This is a genomic window from Streptomyces sp. AHU1 (assembly GCF_045343905.1).
GTDB classification, from domain to species: Bacteria; Actinomycetota; Actinomycetes; order Streptomycetales; family Streptomycetaceae; genus Streptomyces; species Streptomyces triticiradicis.
In genome coordinates, this window is the sequence record NZ_CP174283.1 from 1,482,286 (window position 1) to 1,502,006 (window position 19,721).

Annotated in this window: 18 protein-coding genes; 9 read left to right on the top strand and 9 right to left on the bottom strand. The window is 72.1% G+C overall.

Annotated features, from left to right (window positions below):
* Position 1: 1 nt before the first annotated feature.
* Entirely contained in the window at positions 2-673 is a 672-nt protein-coding gene (locus ACICHK_RS06820) for a succinate dehydrogenase (RefSeq protein ID WP_151467422.1), read from the bottom strand.
* Positions 674-793: 120 nt separating this feature from the next.
* Here ACICHK_RS06820 and ACICHK_RS06825 point away from each other — a divergent pair, with 120 nt between their 5' ends.
* Positions 794-1,681 carry a LysR family transcriptional regulator gene (locus ACICHK_RS06825; RefSeq protein ID WP_406836199.1) on the top strand — a complete coding sequence of 296 codons (888 nt, stop codon included), beginning with the start codon at positions 794-796 and terminating at the stop codon, positions 1,679-1,681.
* A 16-nt stretch (positions 1,682-1,697) separates the two neighbouring features.
* Here ACICHK_RS06825 and ACICHK_RS06830 read toward each other — a convergent pair whose 3' ends face one another.
* From ACICHK_RS06830 to ACICHK_RS06845, 4 genes are all read right to left on the bottom strand, one after another.
* Entirely contained in the window at positions 1,698-2,477 is a 780-nt protein-coding gene (locus ACICHK_RS06830; protein WP_406836200.1) for an SDR family NAD(P)-dependent oxidoreductase, read from the bottom strand.
* 185 nt (positions 2,478-2,662) lie between these two features.
* Positions 2,663-4,798, bottom strand: a complete 2,136-nt coding sequence (locus ACICHK_RS06835) for a putative bifunctional diguanylate cyclase/phosphodiesterase (protein ID WP_406836201.1) — start codon at positions 4,796-4,798, stop codon at positions 2,663-2,665.
* A complete protein-coding gene (locus ACICHK_RS06840; protein WP_406836202.1) occupies positions 4,795-5,607 on the bottom strand; it encodes an SAM-dependent methyltransferase in 813 nt (270 codons plus the stop codon). Before ACICHK_RS06840 ends, ACICHK_RS06835 begins: the two co-directional genes overlap by 4 nt.
* A 451-nt stretch (positions 5,608-6,058) precedes the next feature.
* Entirely contained in the window at positions 6,059-7,006 is a 948-nt protein-coding gene (locus tag ACICHK_RS06845) for an SCO0930 family lipoprotein (protein WP_151474598.1), read from the bottom strand.
* A gap of 271 nt (positions 7,007-7,277) precedes the next feature.
* On the opposite strand from ACICHK_RS06845, the gene ACICHK_RS06850 reads away from it, so the two are divergent.
* The 3 genes from ACICHK_RS06850 to ACICHK_RS06860 all read left to right on the top strand — a co-directional run bounded on the left by ACICHK_RS06850 (position 7,278) and on the right by ACICHK_RS06860 (position 9,486).
* Positions 7,278-7,928 (top strand): hypothetical protein, encoded by a 651-nt coding sequence (locus ACICHK_RS06850; protein ID WP_406836203.1) that lies wholly within the window; start codon positions 7,278-7,280, stop codon positions 7,926-7,928.
* A gap of 16 nt (positions 7,929-7,944) precedes the next feature.
* Entirely contained in the window at positions 7,945-8,709 is a 765-nt protein-coding gene (locus tag ACICHK_RS06855) for a hypothetical protein (protein WP_406836204.1), read from the top strand.
* Positions 8,710-8,949: 240 nt separating this feature from the next.
* Positions 8,950-9,486 carry a hypothetical protein gene (locus ACICHK_RS06860; protein WP_406836205.1) on the top strand — a complete coding sequence of 179 codons (537 nt, stop codon included), beginning with the start codon at positions 8,950-8,952 and terminating at the stop codon, positions 9,484-9,486.
* Positions 9,487-9,641: 155 nt separating this feature from the next.
* Here the strand turns inward: ACICHK_RS06860 and ACICHK_RS06865 are convergent, their stop codons facing one another.
* The gene (locus tag ACICHK_RS06865) at positions 9,642-10,133 is read right to left on the bottom strand and encodes a hypothetical protein (protein WP_406836206.1); all 492 of its coding nucleotides are present in this window, start codon (positions 10,131-10,133) and stop codon (positions 9,642-9,644) included.
* 331 nt (positions 10,134-10,464) lie between these two features.
* Between ACICHK_RS06865 and ACICHK_RS06870 the strand changes: the two genes are divergently transcribed.
* Positions 10,465-11,127: a class F sortase gene (locus ACICHK_RS06870; protein ID WP_406836207.1), complete on the top strand. Its 663-nt coding sequence runs from the start codon at positions 10,465-10,467 to the stop codon at positions 11,125-11,127.
* A gap of 107 nt (positions 11,128-11,234) precedes the next feature.
* Here ACICHK_RS06870 and ACICHK_RS06875 read toward each other — a convergent pair whose 3' ends face one another.
* Complete coding sequence (locus ACICHK_RS06875) at positions 11,235-12,074, bottom strand: polysaccharide deacetylase family protein (RefSeq protein WP_406836208.1); 840 nt, start codon at positions 12,072-12,074, stop codon at positions 11,235-11,237.
* Positions 12,075-12,154: 80 nt separating this feature from the next.
* The gene (gene lysX / locus ACICHK_RS06880) at positions 12,155-15,433 is read right to left on the bottom strand and encodes a bifunctional lysylphosphatidylglycerol synthetase/lysine--tRNA ligase LysX (protein ID WP_406836209.1); all 3,279 of its coding nucleotides are present in this window, start codon (positions 15,431-15,433) and stop codon (positions 12,155-12,157) included.
* A gap of 101 nt (positions 15,434-15,534) precedes the next feature.
* Here lysX and ACICHK_RS06885 point away from each other — a divergent pair, with 101 nt between their 5' ends.
* Complete coding sequence (locus ACICHK_RS06885; protein ID WP_406836210.1) at positions 15,535-15,999, top strand: universal stress protein; 465 nt, start codon at positions 15,535-15,537, stop codon at positions 15,997-15,999.
* Positions 16,000-16,140: 141 nt separating this feature from the next.
* Here the strand turns inward: ACICHK_RS06885 and ACICHK_RS06890 are convergent, their stop codons facing one another.
* Positions 16,141-17,304: a CapA family protein gene (locus ACICHK_RS06890; RefSeq protein WP_406836211.1), complete on the bottom strand. Its 1,164-nt coding sequence runs from the start codon at positions 17,302-17,304 to the stop codon at positions 16,141-16,143.
* A 274-nt stretch (positions 17,305-17,578) separates the two neighbouring features.
* Here ACICHK_RS06890 and ACICHK_RS06895 point away from each other — a divergent pair, with 274 nt between their 5' ends.
* From ACICHK_RS06895 to ACICHK_RS06905, 3 genes are all read left to right on the top strand, one after another.
* Positions 17,579-18,127: a sigma-70 family RNA polymerase sigma factor gene (locus tag ACICHK_RS06895; protein ID WP_151474589.1), complete on the top strand. Its 549-nt coding sequence runs from the start codon at positions 17,579-17,581 to the stop codon at positions 18,125-18,127.
* Positions 18,128-18,262: 135 nt separating this feature from the next.
* Positions 18,263-18,778 (top strand): hypothetical protein, encoded by a 516-nt coding sequence (locus tag ACICHK_RS06900; RefSeq protein WP_406836213.1) that lies wholly within the window; start codon positions 18,263-18,265, stop codon positions 18,776-18,778.
* Between the two features lie 220 nt (positions 18,779-18,998).
* Positions 18,999-19,679 carry a zf-HC2 domain-containing protein gene (locus ACICHK_RS06905; protein WP_151474587.1) on the top strand — a complete coding sequence of 227 codons (681 nt, stop codon included), beginning with the start codon at positions 18,999-19,001 and terminating at the stop codon, positions 19,677-19,679.
* The last annotated feature ends 42 nt before the right edge of the window (positions 19,680-19,721 follow it).

The window sequence follows — 19,721 nt, forward strand, 5'->3', positions numbered from 1 at the left end:
TTCAGCTCACCACTCCGGTCATGACGCCCACGGGTACGGCGATGAAGCCCGCCGTGAGCAGCAGTGCGAGGACGTTGGCGACGGTCTTGAGGGCGCGGTCGCGGGTGCGGCCGCCGGCCCCGAGGGTCTGGGCGGCGCTCCAGAAGCCGTGCCGGATGTGCAGGCCGAGCGCCAGCATCGCGACGATGTAGACGACGTTGCCGTACCAGGTGGAGAAGGTGTCCACGACGTTCTGGTACGGGTGGCCCTCCTGGAAGCCGCCGGAGTGCACGGTGCCGGTGGTCAGGTCGAGGAGGTGCCAGACGACGAACAGGCCGAGGATGACCCCGCCCCAGCGCATGGTGCGGGTGGCGTAGCTCGCGCCGCGCTTCTTGTGCACGTACTTGCCGGGCCGGGCCTTGATGTCGCGTCGGCTGAGCTGGTACGCGGAGGTGGCGTGCGCGACCACGGCGACGACCAGGACCACGCGGACGAGCCACAGCGTCCACTCGTAGTGCATGAACGGTTCGCCGATGGTGCGCAGCCAGTGGGCGTAGTGGTTGAACTCCCCCGCGCCGAAGTAGATCTTCAGGTTCCCGATCATGTGGGCGACCAGGTACAGCAGCATGATCAGCCCGCTGACCGCCATCACGGTCTTCTTGCCGACGGTGGAGTCCCACACGGTGCGTGCCATGGACGGCCGTCGGTCCGTCCGCGTTGCCAGAGCCATGGGACCCGACGGTAGGGCCGATGGTCCCGATCGGTCCAAGACATGAAGCGGCTGGTTTCCATAGGAGTGAGCTATCGTCGGAAGGTGCAGTTCCAACAGCTCCAGTACTTCGTGGCCGTCGCGGAGACCCGGCACTTCACCCGGGCCGCCGACCTGGTGCATGTCGCGCAGCCCTCGCTGTCCCAGCAGATCAAGGCGCTGGAGCGGGAACTGGGGGCCGATCTGTTCCTGCGGGCGCGCGGGAACATCACGCTCACCGACGCGGGAGAGGCGCTGCTGCCGCTGGCCCGGCGCATCCTCGCCGACGCGGACACGGCCCGGTACGAGGTGCAGGAGCTGGCCCAGCTGCACAGCGGCCGGGTGCGGCTCGGCGCGACCCCGAGCCTGTGCACCGGCCTGCTGCCCGACGTGCTGCGCGCCTTCCACGACCGCTATCCGGGCATCCGGCTGCTGATCGAGGAGGGCGGCTCCCACGACCTCGTACGGGAACTCGCGCGCGGCGCCCTCGACCTCGCCCTGGTCGTCCTGCCCCTGCCCACCCCCTCCCCCGCGCTGACCACGGTGGAGCTGCTGCGCGAGGACCTGGTGGTGGTGTCCTCGCCCGAGGCCCCGGCGCCCGGCGGCGGCAGCCGGCGCACGGTGCGTGTCGCCGATCTGGAGGGCGAACGCCTGGTGATGTTCCGGCACGGCTACGACCTGCGGGAACTGACCGTGGCCGCCTGTCGTGCCGAGGGCTTCGAGCCCGACTTCACGGTCGAGGGCGGTGAGATGGACGCGGTTCTGGGCTTCGTCCGGGCGGGCCTCGGCGTGGCCGTCGTACCGCGCATGGTGGCCGCGCGGTCCGGGTCGGGGCTGCGGGTGACACCGCTCGCCCCGCCCGGACTCGAACGGACCATCGCGCTGGCGCACCGCAGCGACGTGGCACCGCCCCGGGCGGCCCGGGAACTCCAGCGGATGCTGCTGGAACGCTGACGGCGGGCCGCGGGGGTCACCAGGTCGGGATGAGCCCGCCGTCGATGACGAAGTCGCTGCCGGTGATGTTGCGCGCGCCGTCCCCGGCGAGGAAGAGGACCAGCTCGGCCACCTCGGACGGCTGGGAGAAGCGGCCGGTGACGGTCGCGGCGGAAGCCTTCGCGACCACGTCGCCGGGGGCGGCCCCGACGACGGCCGAGACCGTCTCGGCCACTCCCCCGTCGCCGAGCCACAGATCGGTCTCCACCGGCCCGGGGCTCACCGTGTTGACGCGGATGCCCTTCGGGCCGACCTCCTTGGACAGCGCCTTGGAGAACGCGACCAGGGCCGCCTTCCCCGCGCTGTAGTCGATGACCAAGGGGTCCGGCAGGGTGGCGTTGACGGAGGCGATCGTCACGACCGAGCCCGCACCGGCGGCCAGCATCGACGGCAGGGCCGCACGGGTGGCCCGTACGGCCGTGAGCAGGTTCAGGTCGAGGGTGCGCCGCCATTCCTCGTCGGTGACCGACAGGAAGCCACCGGTGCGCGCGGGCGCCGTACCCACGTTGTTGACCAGGACGTCGATCCGGCCGTCCGCCGCCTCGACCAGCCTGGCCGCGGCGTCGGGTTCGGCGAGGTCGACCGGCACCCAGGTCACGCTCCCCCGCCTCACCAGGGCGTCCAGGCCCGCGGAGGTGCCGCGGGAGCCGGCGACCACCGTCGCACCCGCCCCGGCCAGTGCCTCGGTGACCGCGAGCCCGATGCCCTTGCTCGCTCCGGTGACCACGGCCGTCCTGCCCTGAAGTCCGCTGCTCATCCGTCTCAGCTCCATGTGTGGGGGATGCGCTCACTTCTGCCAGTGAGACATACGGAAGGCAGGACGCGCGAGGCGTCCCGTGAGCCGCCGGGACCGGTGGCGGGCACCGGCCGGCGGACGCGGCGGGCCGGGCACGGGGCGCGGGCACGGCTCCCGGGCCGGGAGCCGCGCCCACGCGGAGGTGTTCAGCCGACCGCGTCGACCAGCGCCAGCTCGTGCAGCCGCTCCGGCGGGCCCGGACGGGCGTAGTACCAGCCCTGGGCGGTGTCGCAGCCCAGGATCCGCAGTTGTTCGGCCTGGGCGCCGGTCTCCACGCCCTCGACCGTGACCGCCAGGTCGAGGCTGTGGGCGAGGGAGACGATGCCCTCGACGATCTTCAGGTCGACCGGGTCCGCCGGGAACTGCTGCATGCCCTGGGTGAAGGACCGGTCCAGCTTGAGGATGCTGACCGGCAGCCGGCGGAGGTTGGCCAGGTTCGAGTAGCCGGTGCCGAAGTCGTCGAGCGCGATGTCGACGCCCATCTCGGCGAGCCTGCGCAGCGGCTTGAGCAGGTCGTCGTCCGCGCCGATCAGCGCGGACTCGGTGACCTCCAGGCACAGCGCCTGGGCGTCGAGCCCCTCGCGCTCCAGGATGTCGACCGTGTCCTGGACCAGACCGGGATGGGTCAGCTGGCACGGCGAGAGGTTGACGTTGACCCGCAGCGGGCCCGCGTCGGAGTTCCGTTCCTGCCAGCTGCGGGCCTGGCGCACCGACTGCTCCAGGACCCAGCGGCCGAGCGGCACGATCAGCCCGGTGTGCTCGGCGAGCGGGATGAAACGGTCGGGCCCGAGGACGCCGTGCTGCGGGTGCAGCCAGCGCACCAGCGCCTCCGCGCCCCGCACGCTGCCGTCGCCGAGGTGCACCAGTGGCTGGTACTCGATGAAGAACTCGCCCCGGTCCAGGGCCGCGGGGAGCGCGGTGGTGAGTCCGTTGCGGGTGATGGCGCGGGCGTCGGCCTCGGGATCGGCCAGCTCGAAGCGGTTGCCGCCCGCGGACTTGGCCCGGTACATCGTGATGTCGGCGCTGCGCAGCACCTCGGCGGCGCCGCGCTCCCCGGCCGGGCCCTCGACGACGCCGACGCTGCCCCGCACGGTCAGGTCACGGCCGTCGATGCTGACCGGGGTGACGAGCGCGTTCATGATGCGCCCCGCCAGTTCGTCGACCCCGCGCTCGGTGTCCGGGCCGGTGGTGAGGGCCACGAACTCGTCGCCGCCGAGCCGGGCGACCATCTCGCCGGGGGCGGTCGCGCAGGACTGGAGACGGTCGGCGACCTCGACGAGCAGCCGGTCGCCGGCCGCGTGCCCGAGGCTGTCGTTGATGGTCTTGAAGCCGTCGAGGTCGAGGTAGCAGAGCCCGAAGCGCTGTCCCTCCCCCGCGGCCAGCGCCTTCTCCAGGCGCTCGAAGAACAGGGTCCGGTTGGGCAGTCCGGTGAGCGCGTCGTGGGTCGCCTCGTAGCGCAGCCGCAGATTGAGCAGCCGCCGCTCGGTCGTGTCCTCCATCAGCGCCAGCTGGTACTGGGGTTCACCGTCCGCGTCGCGCAGCAGGGAGACCGTCAGGTTGGTCCACAGGGCGGTGCCGTCGGGGCGGTAGAACGCCTTCTCGACGTGGTAGTGCTCGCGCTCGCCGCGCACCAACTCCTCGTACAGCCGCCATACTTGAGGAGCGTCCTCGGCGTGCGTCCACTCGGTGACCTTGCGGCCGCGCATGGTCTGCTCGGAGCCGCCGAACATCCGCAGCAGGGCTCCGTTGCACTGGAGGATGTTGCCTTCGAGGTCGGCGATGCCGATGCCTATGGCCGCGCCCTCGAACACCGCGCGGAAGCGGGCCTCGCTGTCGTGCAGCGCCTCGGCGACGGCGCTGCGCGCGGTCAACGCGGCCCGCGAGATGGCCTGCTGCTCGGTGAGCGTGCGCTCGCGCAGCGCCTCGGCGTATCCGGCGGCCATGGCGTGCTGGAGCCGTGCGGAGCGGGTCCGCAGCGCCTCCTTCGGGCCGTCCTCGCCGCAGTAGAGCACCAGATAGGCGTCGACGCAGTCGAGGGCCCGGCTGAGTGCCTCGGGGTCGGTGCAGTGCGCGGCGACGAGCGCCGCGCCGACGCTGCGCCCCTGGGCGGCCTCGAAGGTCCTGGCCCGCAGGGCCTCGCTCAACCGCCTCGCGAGCGGCAGCAGTTGTTCCTCGAACTCCGGCCGGGTCAGCGAGGTGGAGGTGACGGGGAAGACCGCGCGGCTCCAGATCGTCGCGAACCGGCGCAGTCTGTCCTCCGGCCCGTCCGGCTCGGCGCTCACGCCTTGCGTCCCACGCCGCCGAACCCGGAGAAGGAATAGGGATCCTCGTCCTCGGGTGCCGTGTCGGGCCGCCATTCCGGCATCGGCACCAGTCCGGGTTCCACCATGTCGTACCCCTCGAAGAACCGCGCGATCTCCTCGCGCGTGCGCATGATCAGCGGGTTGCGGATGTCCTTGTAGACGTCGACCGTGCCCTCGGCCTGCTCCCGGGGGAGCGGAATTCCCTCGAACGAGGCGTGCGTGACGACGAGCATGCTTCCCGGCGCGAGGGCGTCGCGCAGTTCGGCCACCGCCCGGTACGGGTTGTCCGCGTCTTCCACGAAGTGAAGTATGGCAACGAGAAGCAGTGCGACCGGCCTCTTCAGGTCGATCAGCCGCTGAACCTGGTGACTCACCAGGATTTCCTGGGGCTTGAGCAGGTCCGCGGCGACGACGTCGGCGTCCTCGTTCTCCTGCAGGACGGCTTGGCTGTGTGCGACGGCAACCGGGTCGTGGTCGACGTAGACGACCCGCGCGCCGGGCCGGGCGGCCTGGGCGATCTCGTGGACGTTGCCGAACGTCGGGATGCCGGAGCCGATGTCGAGGAACTGGTCGATGCCCTCGCCGGCCGCGTGGCGGACGGCCCGGCGCATGAACGCCCGGTTCGCCTGCATGATCTTGGGAAGGCCCGGCATGAACTCCATCGCCTTGCGCGCCGCTTCCCGGTCGACCTCGAAGTTGTGCGAACCGCCCAGGTAGTAGTCGTATATCCGGGACACGCTCGGCACTGAGATGTCAATGCTGCGAGGGGCCCAGGCGGGACGCTCCATCTATCTCTCCAAGGCGTAGGCGACGGCACGGACGATCCGGTGTTCGAGCTGAGGCTACTGATCGCTCGCCAAAGGAGCGAGCTGAACCGGAAATTGACCATCCGTTCCCGGTCACTGCCTTAGGCACGTGCCGAATTGGCAACTGCGAACGTATACCGCGCACGCCACTCACCGCCCACGCGAAATCGTTCCGAAGCATTCCAAAAAGCTCCGGGAGGTCACGAAGCGTGGCCAAGTACCGGACCGGGCCCGGACGTTCTTTCACATCCGGGCCGGAGCCCGGATCTTTCACGTTCCGGCGCGGCCGGAACGCTCCGCCCGCGCCGGAGGGGACGCACAAGGGTCCGCCCCCTCCGGCGGAGGGGGCGGACCCTGGGCGGCGCTTTCGTTCGGGTGGGCGGTCGACCGTGGGGTGTCGATGCCCTGCTTGCAACCGTGGGGTGTTGAGGCCCTACTTGGCCGCGCCGACCGTCTTTCCGTCGGGCGAGACGGCGTACCACGTGCCGCCCACGCCCTGACCGTTGGTGTCGCCGGGAGCGCTGTCGCCGGAGAAGGTGTAGATCGGCCAGCAGTTGACCGACATCTGCTTCACGCCGTCGGGGCGGGTGAAGGGCATCAGGCCCTTCTTCTTGATGCCCTTGGTGTCGTCCTCGGAGACCGGGGCGACCGCGGGCCACTTCTCCAGGCAGGCGCCCGTGCAGGCGGACTTCGAGACGGGCCAGGCCTGGTCCTTCGCGAAGCGGTAGACCGTCATGCCGTTCTTGTCGACGATGATGTCGCCGAGCTTCGGGTCCTTGCGGACCGACAGACCGGGGAGGGAGGCCAGCGTGGCCTTCTTGCCGTCGGGCGCCGAGGCGAACCACGTGCCGCCCACGTCCTGGCCGTTGGCGTCACCGGCCTTGGTGTCCTTGGCGTACCGGTACATGGGCCAGCCGCCGACGGTCAGCTGCTTCGTGCCGTCGGTCCGGGTGACCTCGCCGAGCAGCGCCTTGTCGACGCCGACGGCGGCCTCGGCACCCTCGGCGGGCACCGGCGGCCAGGCCTTCGCGCAGTCTCCGTCACAACTCGACTTCGGCGGCTCGGCGGTGTCCTTGTCGAAGCGGTAGAGGGTGAATCCGGCGCCGTCGGTCAGCACCTTGCCGACCTTGGCGTTCTCCGCCACGGCCAGCTTGCCCGCGGCTTCCGGCTTGGCGGCGGCCTCGTCCTTGGAGTCGGCTCCGTAGCCGTTGCCCGCACCGGCGGTGGTGCTGGTCCCGTAGCCGCCCGCCGCCGCGGTGGCACCCACGTTCTGGGCACCCGTGGACGCAGCGTTGCCATTTTCCTGACCACACGCCGTCGTGAGCGCCAGCACGGCCGCAGCTGACGCTACGAGTGAGGCGCTCCGCCAGGAGGTCTTCATTGGTAACTCCCGCTGTTCGCATAGTGTTGCAGCGCCCTGCAGCGCCACGCATGGCCCTAGGTACGGGCGAGAGGTGCGGGAGCGTTCAAAGGTGCTTCAAATTTCTTTCGGAAGACCGTGACGCGTTCGACGGGTGTCGCACACGCTTTCGATCAACACCCGCGCTTCCCGGCCACGCACGTCAAGCCACCGGAGGCCGGGGGTACCCAATTCGTGGCCAATCCAGGACACTTCGGCGCGACCCGGCCCTTGGCGCCCCATGATCTCCGTCGTGCACGCACCCCAGCGGACCCGATCCGCCCTCGTCATACGGGTACTGGCGCTGACGGCGCTCACCTGGTTACTCGTCGGCGCGCCGAGCGGAACGGCCTCGGCCGACGCCTGCGCGTACGCCTCCACGGGCCTGGACGGCGAGGGGACCACCGCGGTGGCCGTGGCGGGCTACGGGGCGGTCGCCGTCGCCGGACACGCCGTCCCGTGCCCGTCCCCGACGCCGACCCCGCCCTGCCCGCCGACGCCGACGCCGACGCCGGTCCCACCGGCCGCCGAGCCGCCGCCGAAGCCGAAACCGAAGCCGGAACCCGCCCCGAAGCCGCCCCCGCCGCCCACCCGCGCGCCGAAGCCCGCACCACCGCCTCCACCGCCTCCGCCTCCGCCTCCACCCCCGCCGCCGCCTCCGCCGCCGCCGAAGCCGAGGCCCCTGCCGCCGCGGCCGGCTCCGGCCGCGGCGCCGAGACCCACGCCGAAGCCCACGCCGACACCGAGCGCGCGTCCCGCCCCGCCGCCGGTTCCGGTCAGTTATCCGGCGTACCGCACCCCGCCGCACAAGCACGCGCCGCGCGGCGGTCCGTCACTGGTCTCGTTCACCCTGCTCATCACCGCGCCCGCGGTGCTCGCCGTCGCGGCGCTGCGCCCGCGCTGACCCCTGGAGGCACACTGTGTCGGATTGGCTTGTTCTCGCCCTCGCGATGGCGGCCGCGTGCCTCGTGGTCCTCGTCGTGACCCTTCTGCGCCATCGCAGGGCCCGCGAGGACGAGGACCCCACCGAGACGCCGGACGTCATCGAGTACATGACGATGATGATCGGCGTGGTGTACGCCATCGTCCTCGGTCTGGCCATCGCCGGGGTCTGGGAGGCCCGCGGCGCCGCCCAGGACCAGGTGCAGACGGAGGCGCAGGCCCTGCACGAGATCTCCGAACGGGTCCGGGTCTACCCGCCCGACGTCCGCGACCGGATCCGCGGCGACGTCGACCGTTACGTCCACCACGTGGTCACCACCGAGTGGAGGACGATGGAGGAGCAGGGCCGGGTGACCGACGAGGGCGGCCGGCTCCTCGACCGGGTCCGGCAGGACGTCACCGACTACGAGCCGAAGTCGGACTTCGAGGCGCAGGCCTACCAGCCGCTCCTCGACCAGGTGACGGCGGCCGACACCGCGCGCAGCGCCCGCGCCGACTCCACGGGGGCGACCATGCCGGGGGTGGTGTGGTTCGGGCTCATCACCGGCGCCGTGGTCACGGTCGGGATGATCTTCGCGCTGCAGATCCGGCGCACCGCCCGGGAACTGGTCCTGGCGGGGCTGTTCTCCGCCCTGATCGCCTTCCTGCTCTTCCTGATCTGGGACTTCGACTCGCCCTACAGCCGCGGGATGACGGCGTCGGCGGAACCCTTCACGACGCTGTTCCCGCAGCTTCCCGGCTGACGCGCCCCCGGAAGGCCACCCTGGAGGGGCTCCTGACGGACGGGGGCGGGCGCCACGCCGGGCCCGTCCCCCGTCCGCACGCGCGCCATCCCCCGAACGGCCCACACGATTGCCCCGTTCGCGCTACTGGGATCGCGCCCCTGTTCGCCCTTTCCTAGCGTTTCGATCGTCGAGGTGCATTTCTGGCGCAGGCGGAAAAGGTCCGCAGCAAGGCTCCTCGGGGACCTGGAGGCTCACCACATGCACGCGATACGCGTCGCTTCGGCCGCACTGCTGGGCGTGACCGCCCTGACCTTCGCCGCACCCGCCGCCGTCGCCGGTGACGGGGACCACGGCCTCACCCCGATCACCCCGTTCGCCTTCAGCGTGCAGCCGTCGACCGTCGCCGCGGGCGGCCAGGTCTCGCTGCTCCTGAAGCGGGACGGCGGGTGCCGGGGAACCGCGACGGTCACCTCCGGGGTCTTCGACACCGTCACCATCCCGCCGGGGCAGTCCTCGGCCACCGCCACGGTCGACTGGGACGCCAGACCCGGGGCCGTGTACGACGTGACGTTCTCGTGCGGCGGGGCGAGCGGCACCACCGGTCTCACCATCGCCGGCCGCCGGCCGGTCACACCGACCCCGGTGCCCCTGCAGCGGGGCGTCCGGGCCGGTGTCGGCGGCAGTGTCGGCGGCTTCGACCTGAAGGAGATCGGGCTGGGAACGGCGCTCATCGCCGGTTCCGTCGGCACGGCCTGGTACCTGTCCCGCCGGCGCACCGCCTCCGACGAGTCCTGACGGAGCGGCAGGGCCCTTCGCCGCACCCGTCCGACGGGGTCCGGGGCGAAGGGCCCTGCCGGGCGGGTCCGGGGCGAAGGGGCGCCACACGCGCTCCGCGCGGCGGGCGGCCGGCCTCCGAAGGGGGCGGGACCGGCCGCCCGCCGGCGGACCGGTCAGATGTGCCGCTCCGACCTGCGCCGCATCCAGAACACCCCGCCGCCGACGGCCGCCGCGGCCACCAGACCGCCGCCGATCGCCATGTCGGTGGGCGTGGCACCGACGGTGCTGCTGCCGCCGAGACCGCCGCGCACACCGCCGATGACGGTGAAGGCGGCAGGACGGGTCAGCGGGCCCGTCCCCTCGCAGTTGACGGTGATGTCGTACGAGCCGGGGCGGGCGTCCTGGTTGATGGTGGCCGTACCGCTGGCCGACTCGTTGCGGCTGCCCAGGAGCGGCGAGAGCCTCGCCTGGGGGAATGCCGGGGAGGTCATCGTCCCTCCCCGCGGGCACCCGTCGACCGTCACGGTCAGCTGTCCGCCGCGGGCGATGACGCTGGGCGTCGCGACGATGTTGCTCGGCGTGTTCCACGCCACGGCCATGGGGGCGGCGAGCCCCACCGCGGCGACCGCGGCGGCGGACACCGCCAGGGCACGAGTAGTACGCATGTGATCCTCCGCGGGGGCGCCCCGGGAACCGTCCCCGGTGGATCGGCGAGAAAGCGCCTCCCAGTCAGACCCTCAGATGCCGTGCACGGGGCCGCATTTCGGGAATGGTCCGTCCTGGTGAGAGGACACGCCGAAGGAATTCCACACAATCGGATATTGCCGCAGGTCACGGACTGTCAGAAAATTCCTGGTCACGGCAACTCGGATGGCGCACGGGGGATTCGTCCGGCCACCCTTTCGCCCGCGCCCCGTCGCCGGGTGGCCCTGCTGCCATTAGCGTGCTCATATGCGCGGATGACGAGGCGACGGCCGCGTCGAGAGGGGATTGCGAATGTCTGCGTCCGAGCTGGCCGAAGAGGAGGAGCGGCAGCGGAAGCGCGCTCCTTGGGGCGTGATAGCGCTTGTCCTGCTGACCGGACTCGCACTCATCCGGAACGGTTCCGGTGAGTTCGACGTGGGCCCCCCGCAGCCGGCCTCGGCGGCCGCGGCGGACAGCCGCACGCCGGGCGGCACGTTCGCGAAGACCCCGGACGCGCTGCCGTACTCCGTGGTCGACCGGGTACGGATCCCCGCCATCCGCGTCGACGCCCCGGTGATGCCGGTGGGCCTGGACATCGACGGATGGGTCGACGCGCCGCCGCCCGACGACCCGAATCTCGCCGGCTGGTTCACCGGCGCGGTCTCGCCCGGAGAGAAGGGCACGGCCGTGATCGTGGGCCACGTCGACAACACGCGGGGTCCCGCCGTCTTCTACGGGCTCGGGGCGCTCAAGAAGGGGAACAAGGTCGAGGTCCTGCGCAAGGACGGAAAGACCGCGGTGTTCGAGATCTACGGCATCGAGGTCTTCGCGAAGAGCAATTTCCCCGGAGACCGCGTGTACAACAGCAAGGGGACCCCGGAATTGCGCGTCATCACGTGCGGAGGCGGTTTCTCCAAGCAGCACGGCTACGACGGGAACGTGGTCGTTTTCGCGCGCCTTTCCGAGGTGCGCTGAGCGTTCCCGGCCCGGACGCGCGAACCGCCCCCGGGCTCCTCGCCCCCCCCGGCGGCCGGTCCGGCCGAAAGCCCCGCGACGCACCGCGCGCGGGGCCCTTCTCGGGTCTAGGCGTATTTCCGGTGCGGCACCGTGATGTGGTACCCGGCGTCCAGCAGGCGCGGGAGGTAGGTGCGCAGCGCCTGGACGCTCTGCGAGCGGTCGCCGCCCGCGTCGTGCTGGAGGACGACGACGCCCGGCGCGGCCTGCTTCTGGACCGTGCCGACGATCGTGCGGGTCCCCGGCCTCGACCAGTCGAGCGTGTCGATCGTCCAGGCCATCGGTTCCATGCCGAGTTCGGCGCCGATCTGGTAGGCCGCCCGGTTCCACTCCCCGTACGGCGCGCGGAACCAGGCCGGCGGCTCGCCGCAGGCGTCCTCGATCACGTCGCTGGTGCGCTCCATCTCGGAACGGATCTCGGAGCGCGAGAGCTTGGTCAGCAGCGGATGGCTCCAGGTGTGGTTGCCGACGACGTGTCCGCCGTCGGCCATCTCGCCCAGCAGGTCCTTGCCGACGGCGGCCATCTGCCCGCACACGAAGAACATGCCGTGCACGTCGTACTCGCGCAGGATCCGCAGGATCTCGGGGGTGTAGTGCGGATCGGGTCCGTCGTCGAAGGTCAGCACCATCGTGCGGCCGCGCCCGGACACCCGGCTGAAGGGCTCGTGCCGGACGAGGGTCCGGGACTGCGCGCCGTGCGACGGCGGACCGTACCCGGCGAGCGGCTGGAGGCGGTAGGCGGACGGCTTGAGGGCGCGGGACGCCTGCGGGCCGGAGTGCGACAGGCTCCGCTCCGCGGCTTGGCCGTCGGTCAGGACACGGGCTGTGCCCGCCGCCCCGGCCGCTCCCAGGACAGCGGCGCCGGCGATCAACGCCCGGCGCCGGGTAAACAGCTGATCCTTTTTCATGATTAATCAGTCACCCGGCGGAACGGACGCCACGCCGAACGACACCCGCAGGGCCCCGTGAATGCACCCGCCCGGACCATTCAGCGGCGACGCACCAGCGGGAACGGCAGCGTTTCACGGATCGTCAGACCGGTGAGGAACATGACGAGCCGGTCGACACCGATCCCGAGCCCGCCGGTGGGCGGCATGGCGTACTCGAGCGCGTCGAGGAAGTCCTCGTCCAGTTCCATCGCCTCGGGGTCTCCCCCGGCGGCCAGCAGCGACTGCTCGGTGAGCCGGCGGCGCTGCTCGACCGGATCGGTCAACTCCGAGTAGGCGGTGCCCAGTTCCGTGCCGAACGCGACGAGGTCCCAGCGTTCGGCCAGCCGCGGGTCGGTGCGGTGCTGCCGGGTGAGCGGGGAGACGTCGGTCGGGAAGTCCTTGTAGAACGTGGGGAGCTTCGTCTTCTCCTCGACCAGGCGCTCGTACATCTCCAGGACGACGTCACCGCGTCCGTCGTCCGCCGTGTACGGCACGCCCGCGCGGTCGCACAGCCGCAGCAGCCGCTCCAGGGGCGTGTCGGCGTCGATCTCGTCGCCCAGCGCCTCGGAGACCGCGCCGTACACCGTCTTGACGGGCCACTCCCCGGAGATGTCGTACTCGACGCCGTCCTTGCGCGCGACCGGGGTGCCGAACGCGGCGGTCGCGGCGCCCTGGATCAGCTCGCGGACGAGGTCGAGCATCACGTCGTAGTCGGCGAAGGCCTGGTACGCCTCCAGCATCGTGAACTCGGGGTTGTGCTTGTAGGAGACGCCCTCGTTGCGGAAGGTGCGGCCCATCTCGAAGACCTTCTCCATGCCGCCGACGCACAGCCGCTTGAGGTACAGCTCGGGCGCGATGCGCAGATAGAGGTTCAGGTCGTAGGCGTTGATGTGGGTGGTGAAGGGCCGGGCGTTCGCTCCGCCGTGGATCTGCTGGAGCATCGGGGTCTCGACCTCCAGGTAGCCGCGGTCGAGCAGTCCCTGGCGCAGCGCCTGGACGGCCGTGGAGCGGGCGCGCACGACCTCGCGGGCGGCGGGGCTGGACACCAGGTCGAGGTAGCGGCGGCGGACCTTGGCCTCGGGGTCGGCGAGGCCCTTGCGCTTGTCGGGCAGCGGGTGCAGGCACTTGGCGGTGAGCCGCCAGGCGGTGACGAAGACCGTGGGCTCGCCGGTGTCGCTCGCGCCCGCGAGACCGTCGGCGCCGATGTGGTCGCCGATGTCGATCACCTGCCGGAAGCGTTCGAGCGCGGCGCCGGACTCCTCGCGGGTGAGGGCGATCTGGAGATCTCCCGACCAGTCGCGCAGCACGGCGAAGAGGATCCCGCCGAAGTCGCGTACGAGCATCACGCGGCCGGCGACGGTCACGTCCTCGCCGCCGCGGACGTCGGCCAGGACGTGGGTGCGCGGCGGGATGCCGACCGGGTAGGGGTCGGTGCCCTCCGCGCGCAGCCGGTCGAGTTTGCGGTGCCGCACGCGGACCTGGTCGGACACGCCGTTAGCGGGGCCCTCGGTCCCGTCGCCGCCCCGCCCGGCGAGACCGAGGGCCTCCAGCGACGGCAGCCCCGCGGTCGTGGCGGGCGCGGGTGCGCCCTTCGCGTGCCCCTTGCCCCACAGACTGCGCAGCGAGGGCACCGAGACGAAGCCCTCGGCGATGGCGGACGCCAGGCCGATGCGGGCGAGGGCGCCGGTGTCGCCGTAGCAGATGAAGCGCGGGTACCACTCCGGGTGGTACTTGGCGTTGGAGCGGTACAGGGCCTCCAGCTGCCACCAGCGGGAGAAGAACAGCAGCAGCCTGCGCCAGAGCCTGAGCACCGGACCGGCGCCGATGCGGGCCCCCTCCTCGAAGACGGAGCGGAACACCGCGAAGTTGAGGGAGACGCGCCGGACCCCGAACCGGCCGGCGACCGCGCACAGCTCCGCGACCATGAACTCCATGACTCCGTTGGGCGCGCTGCGGTCGCGGCGCATGAGGTCGAGGGAGATCCCGTCGCGGCCCCAGGGCACGAAGGACAGCAGCGCGAGGAGCTTGCCGTCGGACCCGATCGCCTCGACGAGCAGGCAGTCGCCGTCCTCGGGGTCGCCGAGCCGGTCGAGGGCCATCGAGAAGCCGCGCTCGGTCTCGGTGTCGCGCCAGGCGTCCGCCCGGCCCACGATCTCCTCCATCTCGCTGTCGGACAGGTCGGAGTGCCGGCGGACCCGGCAGGTGGCGCCGGATCGTTTGACGCGGTTGACGGCCTGCCGGGTGACGCGCATGTCGCGGCCGGACAGGTCGAAGCCGGCGACGTGCAGGATCGCCTCGTCGCCGAGCTGCAGGGCGCCGAGCCCGGAGCGGGCGAACGCCTTGGCGCCCTCCTCCGAGGCGCCCATCGCCGCGGGGGCCCAGGCGTAGCGGCGTGCGATGTCGAGCCAGGCGGCGATCGCGTGCGGCCAGGCCTCGCGGTCGCCGACGGGGTCCCCGCTGGCGAGGCACACCCCGGCCTCGACGCGGTAGGTGACGGCCGCCTTGCCGCTGGGCGAGAAGACGACGGCCTTGTCGCGGCGGGTGGCGAAGTAGCCGAGGGAGTCGTCGCCGCCGTACGCCTGGAGCAGGGCTCGGATCCGGGACTCCTCGTCACCGTGCAGCGCCGCGACCAGGCGCTGGGAGCGGAAGAGCGCGGCCGCCGCGTTGAGCAGGGCGAGGGCGCCGAACAGGCCGAGGACGAAGAACAGCCAGCGCGGCGGACGGCCGTCGAACGAGCGCCCGGAGACGAGTCCGCCGCAGACCCGGTTGGCGGCCCACAGCAGCCGCTGGCCCTCCGCCAGGGTGCCGGGGAACAGTTCGACCAGGGCCCACCCGAGGAGGATCGCCAGGACGAGCCCGGTGACCAGGACCAGCAGGGCCCGTCGTACGGCCGCGCGGCGCGAGTCGGCGTAGAACTCCCGGCGGGCCACGATCAGCAGCGCGAGCAGGAGCCCGCAGACGATCAGCGAGGGGATCGAGGCGGCGTACAGGCCGGCGGCGATGCCGAGGACGTCGGTCAGGACGAGCAGGCCGAGGTAGACGACCACGAGCCACCAGGCGATCTTCTTGCGGGCGGCCGTCGCGGCGGCGAGCAGGAAGAGGAAGACGGCGTACGCGAGGTTGGCGCTGACCGGGATGATCAGGAGGTCGAGGAAGCGCACGACCGGACGCAGCAGCGCGCGCAGCGGGGGGATGAAGGCGAGCAGGGTGCAGAGCAGGCCGATGGCGGCGAAGAAGGTCCCGAAGCCTTCGGGGACCTTGCCGAGGAAGTCGTTCCCGGGCGGCCGTGGCGGACCGCCGGCGGTCTTCGGCGGGCGGGCCTGCACGGGAGCACTCATGGTTCCGACTGTAGGAAGAGCGGCGGCGCCCCGCCCGTCGAGCGGATCTCGGCCGCTCCCCCGCGGCCGGGGTACCAGCGGGTTCCGATAGCCTCGCAGCCGTGACGGAAGAGCAGCACGCGCATCGGTTCGAGCGCGGGACGGACGGTCCCAAGGTCATCGTCGTCGGTGTGGACGGCTCCGACTCCTCACTGCGCGCCGCGGCGTACGCCGGTGGGCTCGCCCGGCGGCAGCGGGCGCTGCTCGCGGTGGTCTACGTCCAGCCGGTGATGGCGGCGGGAGCGGCGCTCGGGGTGCCGGTCGCGGAGACGACCGACGAGATCGCCGAGGATCTGGTGCAGTACATCCGCGACGCCACCGAGCGGGTGAAGGACATATTCGACGTGCGCTGGGAGTTCCACACCGTCCGCGGCGACCCCTACAACGGCCTGGTCACCGCCGCGGACGAGCTGAAGGCGGACGCCGTGGTGGTCGGGGCCTCCGAGCAGGCCGGGCACCGGATCGTCGGTTCGGTGGCGATCCGGCTGGTGAAGGCGGGCCGCTGGCCGGTCACGGTCGTGCCGTAGGACGCGCCCGGCCCGGTGCGGGACCCATGTCGCCGGGCCCCGGGAGCGCGCCCGGACCGGTGCCGGGTCCGTGTCACCGGCTCCGGGCAGCGTGCCCGGACCGAGCCCCGGGAGCGTGCCCGGACCGGTACAGGGCCGGTGTCACTCGGCCATGACGAGGCCGTCCCGGGCCGCGCCCCGGCCGAGGACGACGTCACGGATCCGGTCGCGCACGGCGCCGACGTCGGCGCCCCGCTCCAGCGCGGCGTCAAGATCGACGACCCGGCCGGCGTCGAGGTCGAAGGCCAGCGGGACGAACTCGGCCTTCGTGACCTCCCACCGCCGCGAGCCCCGGGCGGGCGGGGAGAAGGTGAAGCGGCCGAGGGTGCTCTGGTCTCCGCGGGGGTCCTGGACGCCCTTGTCGTTGTACGTCTCGCCCGCCACCTGGTCGCCGGTGCCGTAGACGACCCAGGTGCCGTTGACCTTCTCGTACGCCTGCGGGACGTGCGCGTGGGTGCCGAGGATCAGGTCGATGTCGGGGCGCCCGCCGGTGCGGGAGGCGGTCAGCCGCCTCGCCAGGCTCAGTTGGCGCTCGTCCGGCCGGTCCTGCCATTCGGTGCCCCAGTCGAGGGAGACGACGACCACGTCGGCGCCGGCCCCGCGGGCGGCACGGGCGTCCGCGACGATCCGGGCGGGGTCGGCCAGGCCGACCGCCCACGGTTGCCCCTGCGGGAGCGGGAGCCCGTTCGTGCCGTCGGTGTACGCGAGGTGGGCGACCCGGGCGCCGCCCGCCCTCATCAGGGTGGCCCCGTTCGCCTCCTGTGCGCTGCGGGCCGATCCGGCGTGCCGCACGCCCGCGCGGTCCAGCGCGTCCAGGGTGCGCCGGACGCCGTCGGCGCCGTCGTCCAGGGTGTGGCTGGAGGCGGTGGAGCAGGAGTCGTAGCCCGTGGCGGCGAGGCCATCGGCCACCTGGGGAGGGGTCTTGAGGACGGAGGTGCCGGTGCGGTCGGTGCCGGTGTCCGTGTCGTACACGGTCCGCAGCTGACAGATCGCCAGGTCGGCGCCGGACACGACGGGCCGGACGCCCGCGAGCATCGGCCGGAAGTCGTATCCGCCGCCTCCCGCGTCGGAGGCGGCCCGGTCCAGGACCGAGCTGTCCGGCAGGACGCCGCCGGCGGCGACGAGGGTGAAGCCGCGGGCGGCCGCCGCGGGCCCGGGCCGCCCGACGCGGTGGTGCGCGGCCGTGTCGTGGGCCTGACTGGCCGCCGCGGCCGCGACGAGGGCGGCCGCGAGGACCAGATTGACCTTCCGCGCGCGTGTGATCATGCCGGGCCCCTGCGGTCGCATTTAATTACTAATAGATATGAATCCACGTACGTGGACCGCCCGCGGTCAAGGAGGCATCACGGCGGCTCACCCGTCCGGCGTTCACCGGCCCGCCCGTCGGGGCGAACGGCGGTACGGAGGCGGCGGCTCCGGAATCCCGGGCTCCACCTCGGCCGACCGTTCGGCGCACCGTTCACCGACCGCTTCGACCGCCCACCGCACAACCGCGTCCCCGGCCTGTCCGCGCGGGGCCCGGGGCGCTGGCATACACGCCATGACGGCCGGAACCACCACCATCACCCCCAGGACGACCGCCGAGCACGAGCTGGCCGCACTGCAGCGCGAGCACGGCCGCCCCCTCTTCGCCCTGCTGCTGCGCCTGTCCGACGGCGACCGCCAGCGCGCCGAGGATCTGCTGCAGGAGACGTTCGTACGCGCCTGGCAGCATCCCGAGGCCCTGCGTGCCGACGACTTCGACTCCGTACGGCCCTGGCTGCTGACCGTGGGGCGGCGGCTGGCCATCGACGCGCGGCGGGCCCGGCAGGCACGGCCGCCGGAGGTCGGGGACGCGGTCCTCGACAACGCGCGGATCTGCGCCGATCACGCCGAACGGTCGGCGGCGACGCTCGACGTGCGGGAGGCTGTGAAGACTCTCACTCCCGAACACCGTGAAGTCCTGGTGCTGGTGTACTTCCAGGGGGCGAGTGTGGCGGAGGCCGCCGCGGCACTGGGGATCCCGCCCGGTACGGTGAAGTCCCGCGCGTACTACGCGCTGCGCGCCCTGCGCCGGGTCCTTCCGGGATACGCGGCCGACCTGCGATGAAACCGAAGACTTGGTCAAGCCTCCGTAAAGCGCCTTGCTGAGGACCATGGTTGAGCAATCAGCTTGGCTCATCCGTGTTCCGGACTGGGGCCCGGGGTCGGGCGACGCGCACGCACCGGAGGAAGGCAGGAAGGGATGCTGCACAGAGGGCAAGAAAGCACGGACGGCACCGGCGGGGGCGAACTCACCGTTCCCATGGCCTGGTTGTACGCCGAGTACATCGCCGACGAGCTGCTGCGGACGGGCGACCTGATGCCGCCCACCTCCTTCGAGTTCCGCGCCGGGCGCGACGCCCTCGCGCTGACGGTCTTCCTGTCGGACAGCGGCGGCGAACTCTCCGGGATCCGGGTCATCACCCAGCTGGAGACCTGGCTCTCGCTGACGGCGTACGACCAGCCCTGGCACACCTGGGTGCGCGAGCGCCTCGCGCTGCGCGCGGCCGAGGCCGGCGGACACACCGCGCCCGACCCCGATCTGGAACTGGCGGCCGCGGCCTGGCGGTGGCTGGAGGAGACGGAACTGCTCGCTCCGGACCTGGACGCGGTGCCCGGCGGCGGTTCCGTGCCCGGCGAGGACGACGGTCCCAAGGTGTGGACGGCGGCCTGGCGGCTGGGGCTGCCGCTCGGACATCTGGCCATCCACCTCTTCTGACGACGGCCGTGACCGCGCCGGAAGCACTTCCGGCGGCGGCCCCGACCAGGCCGGGAACAACTTTCCCGCACTCGCACCAATCCGCGAGCACCCCCGCTCCGAATGTCTTCACCCCGATTCCTGGCGAGTCTTGAGTGATTCGGCGCTCAGATGCGTACCCGTGGGCAACAGCAACACCACTCACAGTCCGCACCCACGCCACGAGGATTCGGTATTCGGTATGAGGTCCCTGGAACGGCATCGCGACGTCGGCGCCTACGCGCTCGGCGTGCTCGGCGAGGCGGAAGCCTTCCGCTTCGAGGACCACCTCGTGGAGTGCGCTCAGTGCACGGCGTTCGTCAGCGAGTACCGGCCCGCCACACGGCAGTTGATGCTGTACCGCCGCTCGACGCCGCGCAGCGTGCACCCTTTCGCCGCTCCCGGTCCGCGACTGCTCGACAAGCTGCTCGGCGAGGTGGCCACACGCAACCGGGCCGGGCGCCGGCGCCTCCTGTTCGCCCTGGCGGCCTCCGTGGTGCTCGCGGTGGGCGGGTCCGCGATGACGCTCGCCGTCGGCCACGACTCCCCCTCCGACAGGGTCGTCGCGGACGGCCCCCCGTCGAGCCAGATGGCCAGGACCGACGCCGAGACCGGGGTCTGGGCCCAGGTGACCACCCGGGAACGGCTCTGGGGCAGCGAGGTCGAGGTCGCGGTCAGGGACGTCAAGGGCCCCCGCTCCTGCGAGCTCGTCGCCATCGGCAAGGACGGCTCGGAGCAGTCGGTGACGAGCTGGATGGAGCCCGCGCACAACGACGACGCCATCACCATGCAGGGGGGCTCGTCGATGCGGACCGACGAGATCCGCCGGTTCGAGGTGCGCACGTCGGACGGCGAACACCTCGTGACGCTCAACTCCCCCTGATCCACGGCCGCTTCACCGCTCGGGTCACCGAGGAGCCGGCCG